Source organism: Streptomyces clavuligerus (genome assembly GCF_005519465.1).
Taxonomy (GTDB): domain Bacteria; phylum Actinomycetota; class Actinomycetes; order Streptomycetales; family Streptomycetaceae; genus Streptomyces; species Streptomyces clavuligerus.
Map to the genome: position 1 here is coordinate 5,734,619 of NZ_CP027858.1, position 12,080 is coordinate 5,746,698.

The window sequence follows — 12,080 nt, forward strand, 5'->3', positions numbered from 1 at the left end:
CCCGGTGGGGTGCAGGGTCGTCCCCCTGGCGGGACCCGAGGGCTGTCCGTCTCCCACCGGGCGGGGGTGTGCCCGCTACGTGCGGGAGGGGCCTGCGGCTCCCCCTTCCCACCGGGCGGGGGTGTGCCCCCTTCCGGCACCGAGTGGGCCGTCTGCCCGTGGTGGGGGGTGCAGGGTCGTCCCCGGAAGGGACCGGCGGAGAACCGCCCGCGCCTGGACGTCGGACGTCCGGTCTGCCGGCCCTGAGGAGTCGAGCCCGGAGGCCCCCACACCCCGCACCCGACGACCGACCCGAGCACAACAAGCCCGTCCGGCGTTTGAGGACGGACCCCGCACCAACGGAAAACCTCACGCGCAAGCCGACGGCCCCCGCGCGGGCCCGTTGTCGGGGGCCAGCCCCCGAACCCCCGCGCCTCAATCGCCGGCGAGGCTGGATTTTGCCCCCCGCTCCTCAAACGCCGGAGGGGCTGACTTTCAGGCACCCCACGGGGCTTGATTGCGCGCGGGCCGATCTCCCCCAGAGAGGGGCACCCCCAAGGGGCTGAAATACCGGCTGACCCGCAAGCCGACGGCCACAGGCCAACCACCCCGGCCCGGACGGCTGTCCGTGCCCCACCCCCCACCGCGGACCCCCACCCCACCGATCCCGTACCCACGGCCCGAGCACAGCAGACCCGCCCCGAAAGGAGCCCCCATGCACCACCACCCCACCCCACCCGACGGCAGGGACACCGCGCTCGACGCACTGCGGGCGCTGGCCATCGGCGGGGTCGTCCTGGGGCACTGGCTGGTGACGGCGCTGGTCGTCGACAGCGGCGCGGTGCGGGTCGTCAGCCCGCTGAGCGGGATGCCGGAGCTGGCACCGGTCTCCTGGCTGCTGCAAACGCTCGCGCTGTTCTTCCTCGTCGCGGGCCGCGTCGCCACCCGGAGCCACGCGCGGGCCCTCGCCCGGGGCGTGACCCACCGTCAGTGGACGCTCTCCCGGCTGGCCCGGTTCTGCCGCCCCCTCGGCGCCGTCCTCGCGCTCTGGACCGTCGTCGCCGGGGCGATGCTCGTCGGCGGCGCGGGCCAGACCACCGTACGGGCCCTCGTCTCCCTGGTGCTGACGCCGCTGTGGTTCCTGCTCGTCCTCGCCGGGCTCACGGCCGTGACCCCGCTGCTCGCCCGGCTCCACCCGCTGTGGCCGTTCGCCGTCGTCGTCTACGCCGACCTCGTCCGCTTCGGTTTCGACGGGCCCGCCGAGGCGGGCTGGACCACCGTGGCGGCGGGCTGGATGGTCCCGTACTGCCTGGGCGCCCTCTGGGAGCGCGGCGGCGTCCGCGAGCGGACGGCGGGAGGGGTCCTGCTCGTCCTCGGGGCCGCCGCCACCGCGCTGCTCATACTCCGCGCCGGATATCCGGCGGCCATGGTCGGGGTGCCCGGCGCGGACACATCGAACCTCAGCCCGTCGCCGACGCTCGCGGCCGTCACGTTCGGCCTCGCCCAGTGCGGGGCGGCCCTGCTGCTGGCCGGCCCGCTCCGCCGCGCCCTGCGCGGGCCCCGGCTGCGGACGGCGGTGGCCCTGGTCAATGGGCGCGCGATGGCGTTCTTCCTCTGGCACCAGACCGCGATGATCGCGGTGACCGCCCTCGGACTGCTCACGGGCGACGCGCTCCCCGGGCTGCACACCGCGCCCGACGACCCCGGCTGGGTGGTCGCGCGCCTCGGCTGGCTGCCGCTGTTCGCCGTGGCGCTCGCGGTGTGTCTGACGGCCTTCCAGGCCGGGGAGCACCCCGCGCCCGCCCCGGGCCCCGAGTGCTCCCCGAAGGTCCCGGCCCCACGCGGGACCGGCCGTGCCTAGAGTGGACCGAATGAGAACGATCACGGCCGGTCTCCGCGCGGCGCCCGCGGCCCTGTTCCGGGATCTGTTCACCGCGCCCGACGAGATGTCCGGGCAGCCGCCGGGCGCCCCGCGCGCCCCTTTCGGGGAGTGGCTGCCCGCGCTGCTGGTGCCGCTGACCGTGCTCGCGGCGGTGCTGCTGGCGGTCAGCACCGACGACTACACCCAGCTCCTGCGGCTGTCCCAGCCCGTCGCGCTGCTGCTGGCGACGGTCCAGGCGGTGGCGCTGGTCGCCGCCGTGTTCCGTCCGCTGGCGGCCTGGTGGGCCATGACGCTCGCCACGGCCGCCGTCGCCCTGTCGGCCACCCCCGGGTTCCCCGTCGGGACTGTGCCCCCCGGGTTCCCCGTCTGGGCGGATGTCGCGCTCGCCCAGATGTCCTGGGTGCTCTTCCTGCTGGCGCTGCGGCTCCGCCCCCGGATCGCCGCCGAGACCGTGACGATCAGTGTGGTGGTGGGCCTGGTCTGCGCCGCCGCCGTCCCCGGTCCGGACCACCACCCGGCGCTCTCCGTTCTCGTCCCGGTGGCGGCCACCACCATCGGCGCCGCGCTCCGGGGCCGCGGCCGGGCCCGTGCCGCGCTGGACGAGCAGACGGAGCTGACGGCGGTGGAACGGGACCGCCGGGCCGTGCTGGAGGAGCGCACCCGGATCGCCCGCGAGCTGCACGACGTCGTCGCCCACCACATGTCCGTCATCTCCATCCAGGCCCAGGTCGCGCCCCATCTGGTGGAGAACCCCTCCGAGGAGCTGAAGGAGAACCTCGCGGGCATCCGCACCAGCGCCGTCGACGCGCTCGCCGAACTCCGCCGGGTGCTCGGCGCGCTGCGCTCGGGCGACGAGGGCCACGCCCCCCACGACGCCCGCGGCGGCGGCCGTCGGGAGGACCCGCGCCACGCCCCCCAGCCCACGCTGGAACGGCTCGACGAGCTGATCGGCCCGGTGCGCGCCGCGGGCCGCACCGTCACCGCCACGGTCACCGGGGAGCCCCGGCCGGTGCCGCCGGGCGTCGGGCTCTTCGCGTACCGGATCGCCCAGGAGGCGCTGAGCAACGCGCTGCGGCACGCGCCGGGGGCACGGATACGGGTGGAGACCGCCTACCGCCCGGCAGGGATCATGGTCAGGGTCACCAACTCCGCCCCGGACCGCCCCGCCCCGGCCGCCGGCCCCACCGCCTTCGCCTCCGGCGGCCACGGCCTCCTCGGCATGCGGGAGCGCACGGCGCTGCTCGGCGGCGAACTCGCCACCGGGCCCACCCCCGGCGGCGGCTACGAGGTGACCGCCTTCCTGCCCGCCCCGCTCACCCCGGAGGACACCCCGTGACGCCCATCCGTGTGCTGATCGCCGACGACCAGACGATGGTCCGCCAGGGCTTCGGCTTCCTCCTCGGCGCCGAACCCGGGATCGAGGTCGTCGGCCAGGCCGAGGACGGAGCCGAAGCCGTCGCCCGGGTCGCCGAACTCGCCCCCGATGTCGTCCTGATGGACATCCGGATGCCCGGGGTCGGCGGCATCGAGGCCACCCGGCGGATCACCGGCGCCCCCGGCGCCACCGCCAAGATCCTCATGCTCACCACCTTCGACCTGGACGAGTATGTCTACGAGGCGCTGCGCGCGGGTGCCTCCGGCTTTCTGCTGAAGGACGCGTCCGCCGCCGAGCTGGCCCACGCGGTCCGGGTGGTCGCCGCGGGCGACGCCCTGCTCGCCCCGGCCGTCACCAAGCGCCTCATCGCCGAGTTCTCCCGGCTCACGGGCGCCCCCCGCGCCCCGCTCAGGGAACGGGTCGGCACGCTCACCGAGCGCGAGACCGAGGTGCTCGCCCTGATCGCCCAGGGGCTGTCCAACGCGGAGATCGCGACGGCGCTCGTGGTCGCCGAGCAGACCGTGAAGACCCACGTCGGCCGGATTCTGGTCAAGCTGGGCCTGCGCGACCGCACCCAGGCGGCGGTCTTCGCGTACGAGAGCGGCCTGGTGCGCCCCACCGGCCACTGACGCCTCCCGCCTCCTGCCACCCCACCGGCCACTGACGCCTCCCGCCTCCTGCCGCCCCACCGGTCGGCGCGTCGCGCGAGGCCCGGCCGTCCCACCACCTCATTGCATAAAAGTGCAGTGATTTGTATAGTCATGCCTTCAGGGAGGAGAGTCATGACGGTACGGGTGGCGGTTGCGGGTGCCAGTGGCTATGCCGGTGGCGAGGTGGTGCGTCTGCTGTTGGGGCACCCGGGCGTGGAGCTGGGTGCGCTGACGGCGTTCTCGCAGGCGGGCCAGGCGGTGGGTGCGGTGCATCCGCACCTGGGGCCGGTGGCGGGGCGGGTGTTCGAGCCGATGTCGGCCCAGGCGCTGGCGGGGCACGACGTGGTGTTCCTGGCGCTGCCGCACGGCGAGTCGGCCGCCCTGGCGGAGGGGCTGGGGCCCGATGTCGTGGTGATCGACATGGGGGCGGACTTCCGGCTGCGGGACGCGGGTGTGTGGGAGCGCTTCTACGGCTCGCCGTGGGCGGGATGCTGGCCCTACGGGCTGCCGGAACTCCCCGGCGCCCGGGAGGCCCTGGCGGGGGCCCGGCGCATCGCGGTACCGGGCTGCTACCCGACCGCCGTGACCCTGGCCCTGTTCCCCGCCGTCGGCGCCGGACTGGTGGACCGGGAGGTCGTCGTCACCGCCGTCTCCGGCACCTCCGGCGCGGGCCGCGCCCTGAAGCCGCATCTGCTGGGCGCGGAGGTCATGGGCTCCGTCTCCCCCTACGCCGTCGGCGGCACCCACCGCCACACCCCCGAGATCGCCCAGAACCTCACCGCCGTCACGGACGGCGAACCCGTCTCGGTGTCCTTCACACCACTGCTCGCCCCCATGCCCCGCGGCATCCTCGCCACCTGCTCGGCACGTCTCACCCCGGGCACCGACGCACGGCAGGTCCGCGCGGTCTACGAGAAGACGTACGCGGACGAACCCTTCGTCTCCCTGCTGCCGGAGGGCGTGTGGCCCTCGACCGGGGCGGTCCTCGGCTCCAACCAGGTGCAGGTGCAGGTGGCGGTGGACCCGGCCGCGGACCGGCTGGTCGTCGTCAGCGCGATCGACAACCTGACCAAGGGCACCGCCGGAGGCGCCCTCCAGAGCATGAACCTCGCCCTCGGCCTCCCCGAGACCACCGGCCTCCCCCGAACCGGCCTCGCCCCCTGACCGCCGCCCCGCGAGGAACCACGCCCTGTCCCACCCCCGCACCACCTGACCGAGAGAGAGCAGGAGCTCCATGACAGTCACGGCCCCGAAGGGGTTCACGGCGGCGGGTGTCGCCGCCGGGATCAAGGAGAGCGGCCAGCCCGATCTGGCACTGGTGGTGAACGAGGGGCCGCGGCGCGCTGCGGCGGGCGTGTTCACCGCCAACCGGGTCAAGGCCGCGCCCGTGCTGTGGTCGCAGCAGGTGCTGCGCGGTGGCGAGGTCTCCGCGGTGGTCCTCAACTCCGGCGGCGCGAACGCCTGCACCGGACCGAAGGGCTTCCAGGACACCCACGCCACCGCCGAGCGGGCCGCCGCCGCCCTCGGCCACAGCGCCGCGGAGATCGCGGTGGCGTCGACCGGGCTGATCGGCACGTATCTCCCGATGGACCGGCTGCTGCCCGGGATCGACAAGGCCGCGGCCGAGCTGTCCCCGCACGGCGGCGAGCGGGCCGCGATAGCGATCAGGACCACGGACACCGTGCACAAGACGGCCGTCCGCGCGGGCGAGGGCTGGAGCGTGGGCGGGATGGCCAAGGGCGCGGGCATGCTCGCCCCGGGCCTCGCCACCCTGCTCGTCGTCCTGACCACCGACGCCGACCTCGCGCCCCCGGTCCTGGACAAGGCGGTGCGGGACGCGGTCCGTACCACGTTCGAACGGGTCGACTCCGACGGCTGTATGTCGACCAACGACACCGTGCTGCTGCTGGCGTCCGGTGCCTCGGGGGTGACCCCGGGGTACGAGGAGTTCGCCGACGTGCTGCGCGAGGTCTGCGAGGACCTGGCGCGGAAGCTGATCGGCGACGCGGAGGGCGCGTCCAAGGACATCCGGATCGAGGTCATCCACGCGGCGACCGAGGACGACGCGGTCGAGGTGGGCCGGACGATCGCCCGGAACAACCTCCTCAAGTGCGCCATCCACGGCGAGGACCCCAACTGGGGCCGGGTGCTGTCCGCGATCGGCACCACCAAGGCCGTCTTCGAACCCGAGCGGCTGAACGTCGCCATCAACGGGGTCTGGGTCTGCCGCGAGGGCAGTGCGGGCGACGGCCGGGACCTCGTCGACATGCGGTTCCGGGAGGTCCGCATCACCGCCGACCTGGACGCGGGCACCCATTCCGCCGTGATCTGGGCCAACGACCTGACCGCCGAGTACGTGCACGAGAACAGCGCGTACAGCTCGTGACCTCGACGGCGGCCCAGGCGACCGCGACCCCCGGGACCACGGCGAAGACCACCACGACCACCACCAAGAGCACGACCACCAGAACAAGAACGAGAACGAGCGCGGCGGCCAGCATGACCCGTAAGAACAACGCCCTCCCCAAGGCCCGGACCCTCATCGAGGCCCTGCCCTGGCTGACCCGGCACCACGGCAAGACGATCGTGGTCAAATTCGGCGGCAACGCCATGGTGAACGAGGAGCTGAAGGCGGCCTTCGCCCAGGACATCGTCTTTCTCCACCACGCCGGGCTCCGGCCGGTCGTGGTGCACGGCGGCGGCCCCCAGATCAGCGCCGAGCTGGACCGGTACGGCCTGGTCAGCGAGTTCAAGGCGGGTCTGAGGGTCACCACCGACGAGGCCATGGACGTGGTCCGGATGGTGCTCGCCGGACAGGTCCAGCGCGAGCTGGTGGGGCTGCTCAATCTGCACGGACCGCTCGCCGTCGGGATAACCGGCGAGGACGCGCACACCATCAGCGCCACCCGGCACCGCCCCCTCATCGACGGCGAACCGGTCGACATCGGCCGGGTCGGGGAGGTCACCCGCATCGACACGGGCGCCGTCCTGGCGCTCCTGGAGGACGGCCGTATCCCGGTGGTCTCCTCCATCGCCCGTGCGGAGGACGACGGCCATGTCTACAACGTCAATGCTGATACGGCGGCTGCGGCACTCGCTGCGGCACTGGGCGCGGAGACCCTCATGGTCCTCACCGACGTCGAGGGGCTCTACGAGGACTGGCCGAACAGCGACGAGGTGATCTCCCGGCTCACCGCCTCCGAGCTGGAGACGCTGCTGCCCGATCTCTCCAGCGGCATGGTGCCCAAGATGGAGGGCTGCCTCCACGCCGTACGCAACGGGGTCAGGACCGCCCGGGTCATCGACGGCCGGGTACCGCACTCGATCCTGCTGGAGATCTTCACCGATGACGGGGTCGGCACGATGGTCGTGCCCGACGAGCCGTCCGTATCCGAGGGGACGTCATGAGCAACCAGGAGTTCGCCCAGCGCTGGCAGGGCGTGATGATCGACAGTTATGGCACCCCGGGGCTGTCCTTCGTCCGCGGCGAGGGCTCCACCCTCTGGGACGCCGACGGCACCGCCTACACCGACTTCGTCAGCGGTCTCGCGGTGAACGCGCTGGGCCACGCCCACCCCGCCGTGGTCGGGGCGGTCTCCCGGCAGATCGCGTCGCTGGGCCATATCTCCAACTTCTACTCGGCCGAGCCGACGATCACCCTCGCGGAGCGGCTGATCGAGCTGTTCGGCCGCCCCGGCCGGGTCTTCTTCTGCAACTCGGGCGCCGAGGCCAACGAGACCGCGTTCAAGATCGGCCGACTGACGGGCCGTTCCCGGATCGTGGCCGCGCAGAGCGGCTTCCACGGCCGGACCATGGGCTCGCTCGCCCTCACCGGCCAGCCCGCCAAGCGGGAACCGTTCCTGCCGCTGCCGGGCGATGTCACCCATGTGCCGTACGGGGACGCCGAGGCGCTGCGGGCCGCCGTCACCGAGGACACGGCGATGGTGATCCTGGAGCCGATCCAGGGCGAGAGCGGTGTGGTGGTCCCGCCGAAGGGGTATCTGCGGGCCGCCCGGGAGATCACCGAGGCGACGGGCACCCTGCTCGTCCTGGACGAGGTGCAGACCGGAATCGGACGGACCGGCCACTGGTTCGCCGCCCAGGCCGAGGGTGTGGAGGCGGATGTCGTCACCCTCGCCAAGGGGCTCGGCGGCGGGCTGCCGCTGGGCGCGGCGGTCGCCTTCGGGCGCGCCGCCGAGCTGATGACCCCCGGCCACCACGCCTCCACCTTCGGCGGCAACCCGGTCTCCTGCGCCGCCGGACTCGCCGTCCTGGACACCATCGCCGCCGATGGACTCCTCGACCGGGTCAAGCAGCTCGGGGAGCGGCTCCGGGACGGAGTGGAGCGGTGCGGGGACGGCGGCGGCCATCCGCTGGTCTCCCATGTCCGCGGTGCGGGACTGATGCTGGGTATCGTGCTCAACGAGCCCCTTGCGCCCCAGGTGCAGCTCGCGGCCCAGAAGGCCGGCTTCCTGGTGAACGTCCCGGCCCCCGATGTCGTACGGCTGATTCCGCCGCTGGTCATCGAGGAGACCGAGGTGGACGCTTTCCTCCAGGCCCTGCCCGGCCTTCTCGACGCGGTCCACGAGCGGGACAGGGAAGGACAGACCGGAGAATGAGACGACGATGACCGAGGCGCACGCCACCGACGCCGGCGGGCCTGCGGTACCGCAGACCCGCATGGCCCGCCACCGCCGGATCGTGGACATCCTCAACCGCCAGCCGGTGCGCTCGCAGAGCCAGCTCGCCAAGCTCCTCGCGGACAACGGACTGAGCGTCACCCAGGCGACGCTCTCCCGGGACCTCGACGAGCTGGGCGCGGTGAAGATCCGCAACACCAATGGCGAGCTGATCTACGCGGTGCCCAGCGAGGGCGGTTTCCGCACTCCGCAGGCGCCCCTCGGCGAGTCGGCGAAGGAGGAGCGGATGCGCAGGCTCGCGGGGGAGCTGCTGATCTCCGCGGAGGCGTCCGCCAATCTGGTGGTGCTGCGTACGCCCCCCGGCGCGGCGCAGTTCCTCGCCTCGGCCATCGACCAGGCGGAGCTGCACGACATCCTCGGCACCATCGCCGGGGACGACACCCTGATGCTGATCAGCAGGTCGCCCACGGGCGGTCAGGCGCTCGCCGACCATCTGCTGCGGCTGGCCCAGAACGACCGGGCCTGACCGGCCCTCCGGCGCGGCGCCGCCACCCCCGCAGGCCCCCGGCCCTCTCGGCCGGGGGCCTGCGGCATGCCGCGGCGGGCCGCCGCCGTGCGGAAGACCCCTGCCGCTGTCCGACGGCCCCGGGGATTCCTCCGTCGACGCGTTCAGCGCGCCGCTCCATGGCGTAAGCGTCCGATCACTTTCGGTCGGACGCACCGATCGCGCACCCATGATTGACGAAACATGCGGGCGAGTGCATACTTATTCCATCACCGCATGCATCGTAAGGAGATTCCTGTGACCGAGCGCGTCGTACTCGCCTACTCGGGCGGTCTGGACACCTCCGTCGCCATCGGCTGGATCGCCGAGGAGACGGGCGCCGAGGTCATCGCCGTCGCCGTGGACGTCGGCCAGGGCGGCGAGGACCTGGACGTCATCCGCAAGCGCGCGCTCGCCTGCGGTGCCGTGGAGGCCGAGGTGGCCGACGCCAAGGACGAGTTCGCCGAGGAGTACTGCCTCCCTGCGATCAAGGCCAACGCCCGCTACATGGACCGGTACCCGCTGGTGTCCGCGCTCTCCCGGCCCGCGATCGTCAAGCACCTGGTCGCCGCCGCGAAGAAGCACGACGCCTCGATCGTGGCGCACGGCTGCACCGGCAAGGGGAATGACCAGGTCCGTTTCGAGGCCGGTATCCAGGCCCTCGGCCCGGACCTCAAGTGCATCGCGCCGGTCCGTGACTACGCCATGACCCGGGACAAGGCCATCGCCTTCTGCGAGGCCAAGCAGCTCCCGATCGCCACCACCAAGAAGTCCCCGTACTCCATCGACCAGAACGTCTTCGGCCGGGCCATCGAGACCGGCTTCCTGGAGGACATCTGGAACGCGCCGATCGAGGACATCTTCGAGTACACCTCCAACCCGGCCGAGCCCCGCGAGGCCGACGAGGTGGTCATCTCCTTCGCCTCCGGTGTCCCGGTCGCCATCGACGGCCGCCCCGTCACCGTGCTCCAGGCCATCCAGCAGCTCAACGAGCGCGCGGGCGCCCAGGGCATCGGCCGGATCGACATGGTCGAGGACCGGCTGGTCGGCATCAAGTCCCGTGAGGTGTACGAGGCGCCGGGCGCGATCGCGCTGATCACCGCCCACCAGGAGCTGGAGAACGTCACCGTCGAGCGCGAACTGGCCCGCTTCAAGCGGCAGGTCGAGCAGCGCTGGGGCGAGCTGGTCTACGACGGCCTGTGGTTCTCCCCGCTCAAGCGCGCCCTGGACGGCTTCATCGAGGAGGCCAACCAGCAGGTCACCGGCGACATCCGGATGACCCTGCACGCGGGCACCGCCGTGGTCACCGGCCGCCGCTCCGAGCGGTCGCTGTACGACTTCGACCTCGCGACCTACGACACGGGCGACACCTTCGACCAGTCCAAGGCCCAGGGCTTCATCGACATCTTCGCCCTCTCCGCGAAGATCGCCGCCAAGCGCGACCTGGTCTGACCCTCCCGTACGGCCCTCGCGCCGCCGCCTCCCCGCCACCCCCGTGCGGGGAGGCGGTCCCGTACCTCCACCCTTCGAGGAGTTCCCGCAGTGAGCAGCAACAACGGTGATGTCCGGCTCTGGGGCGGACGGTTCGCCGATGGACCCGCCGACGCGCTGGCGAGGCTCTCCGCCTCGGTGCACTTCGACTGGCGGCTGGCGCCGTACGACATCGCGGGCTCCCGCGCCCACGCCCGGGTCCTCAACCGGGCCGGGCTGCTCACCGAGGACGAGCTGACCCGGATGCTCGCCGGACTGGACCGGCTGGCCGCCGATGTGGCGGACGGCTCCTTCACCGGCACCATCGCCGACGAGGACGTCCACACCGCCCTGGAGCGGGGGCTGCTGGAGCGCCTGGGCGCGGAGCTGGGCGGCAAGCTGCGCGCGGGACGCTCCCGCAACGACCAGGTGGCGACCCTCTTCCGGATGTATCTGCGGGACCACGCCCGGATCGTCGGGGGGCTGATCGCCGAACTCCAGGACGCGCTGGTGGGCCTGGCCGAGGCCCATCCGGAGGTGGCGATGCCGGGGCGTACCCACCTCCAGCACGCCCAGCCCGTGCTCTTCGCCCACCATGTGCTCGCCCATGTCCAGGCGCTGTCCCGGGACGCCGAGCGGCTGCGCCAGTGGGACGCGCGGACGGCGGTCTCGCCCTATGGCTCCGGGGCGCTCGCGGGCTCCTCGCTCGGCCTGGACCCGGAGGCGGTCGCCGCCGACCTGGGCTTCGAGGGCGGTTCGGCGGGCAACTCCATCGACGGCACCGCCTCCCGGGACTTCGTCGCGGAGTTCGCCTTCATCACCGCCATGGCCGGGATCAACCTCTCCCGGCTCGCGGAGGAGATCATCATCTGGAACACGAAGGAGTTCTCCTTCGTCACCCTGCACGACGCCTTCTCCACCGGCTCGTCGATCATGCCGCAGAAGAAGAACCCCGACATCGCCGAGCTGGCGCGCGGTAAGTCCGGCCGGCTGATCGGCAATCTGACCGGGCTGCTGGCGACGTTGAAGGCGCTGCCGCTCGCGTACAACCGCGACCTCCAGGAGGACAAGGAGCCGGTCTTCGACTCCTGCGACCAGCTGGAGGTGCTGCTGCCCGCGTTCACCGGGATGGTGGCCACGCTCACCGTGCACCGGGAGCGGATGGAGGAGCTGGCTCCGGCGGGCTTCTCGCTCGCCACCGACATCGCGGAGTGGCTCGTGCGGCAGGGCGTGCCGTTCCGGGTCGCCCACGATGTCGCCGGGGCGTGCGTCAAGGAGTGCGAGAGCGCGGGCATCGAACTGCACCAGCTCACGGACGAGCAGTTCGCGGCGATCTCGGAGCATCTGACCCCCGAGGTGCGCTCGGTCCTCACCGTCCGGGGCGCGCTGGCCTCCCGCGACGGCCGGGGCGGCACGGCCCCCTCGGCGGTGGCCGTCCAGCTCGCCGAGGTCAAGGCCGATCTCGCGGTCCAGCACGCCTGGGCGGCCCGCGAGAGCTGACCCCGTCCCACGGCAGGGGCGCGAGCGGAGTGCCACCGTC

The 12,080-nt window shown here is 72.9% G+C and carries 10 protein-coding genes; all 10 read left to right on the plus strand.

Translation table 11 applies throughout. The features are described from left to right. Positions 1–694: 694 nt before the first annotated feature. The 10 genes from CRV15_RS24200 (at position 695) to argH (ending at position 12,040) form a co-directional block, all read left to right on the plus strand. A complete protein-coding gene (locus CRV15_RS24200) occupies positions 695–1,840 on the plus strand; it encodes an acyltransferase family protein (RefSeq protein ID WP_009995564.1) in 1,146 nt (381 codons plus the stop codon). Between the two features lie 10 nt (positions 1,841–1,850). Beyond that, positions 1,851–3,197: a sensor histidine kinase gene (locus tag CRV15_RS24205; RefSeq protein WP_003959796.1), complete on the plus strand. Its 1,347-nt coding sequence runs from the start codon at positions 1,851–1,853 to the stop codon at positions 3,195–3,197. After that, positions 3,194–3,865, plus strand: coding sequence for a response regulator (locus CRV15_RS24210; RefSeq protein ID WP_003958357.1), 672 nt, complete (start codon positions 3,194–3,196; stop codon positions 3,863–3,865). Before CRV15_RS24205 ends, CRV15_RS24210 begins: the two co-directional genes overlap by 4 nt. Before the next feature lie 153 nt (positions 3,866–4,018). Then, positions 4,019–5,050 (plus strand): N-acetyl-gamma-glutamyl-phosphate reductase, encoded by a 1,032-nt coding sequence (gene argC / locus CRV15_RS24215; RefSeq protein ID WP_003958359.1) that lies wholly within the window; start codon positions 4,019–4,021, stop codon positions 5,048–5,050. Between the two features lie 70 nt (positions 5,051–5,120). After that, entirely contained in the window at positions 5,121–6,272 is a 1,152-nt protein-coding gene (argJ, locus tag CRV15_RS24220; protein ID WP_003958360.1) for a bifunctional glutamate N-acetyltransferase/amino-acid acetyltransferase ArgJ, read from the plus strand. Between the two features lie 113 nt (positions 6,273–6,385). Beyond that, complete coding sequence (argB, locus tag CRV15_RS24225) at positions 6,386–7,294, plus strand: acetylglutamate kinase (protein WP_003958361.1); 909 nt, start codon at positions 6,386–6,388, stop codon at positions 7,292–7,294. Further along, complete coding sequence (locus tag CRV15_RS24230; protein ID WP_003958362.1) at positions 7,291–8,505, plus strand: acetylornithine transaminase; 1,215 nt, start codon at positions 7,291–7,293, stop codon at positions 8,503–8,505. The genes argB and CRV15_RS24230 overlap by 4 nt, the downstream gene beginning before the upstream one ends. 7 nt (positions 8,506–8,512) lie before the next feature. Continuing rightward, positions 8,513–9,052 (plus strand): arginine repressor, encoded by a 540-nt coding sequence (locus CRV15_RS24235; RefSeq protein WP_003958363.1) that lies wholly within the window; start codon positions 8,513–8,515, stop codon positions 9,050–9,052. A 276-nt stretch (positions 9,053–9,328) separates the two neighbouring features. Further along, complete coding sequence (locus CRV15_RS24240; protein ID WP_003958364.1) at positions 9,329–10,522, plus strand: argininosuccinate synthase; 1,194 nt, start codon at positions 9,329–9,331, stop codon at positions 10,520–10,522. Between the two features lie 90 nt (positions 10,523–10,612). Beyond that, positions 10,613–12,040 carry an argininosuccinate lyase gene (gene argH, locus CRV15_RS24245; protein ID WP_003958365.1) on the plus strand — a complete coding sequence of 476 codons (1,428 nt, stop codon included), beginning with the start codon at positions 10,613–10,615 and terminating at the stop codon, positions 12,038–12,040. The last annotated feature ends 40 nt before the right edge of the window (positions 12,041–12,080 follow it).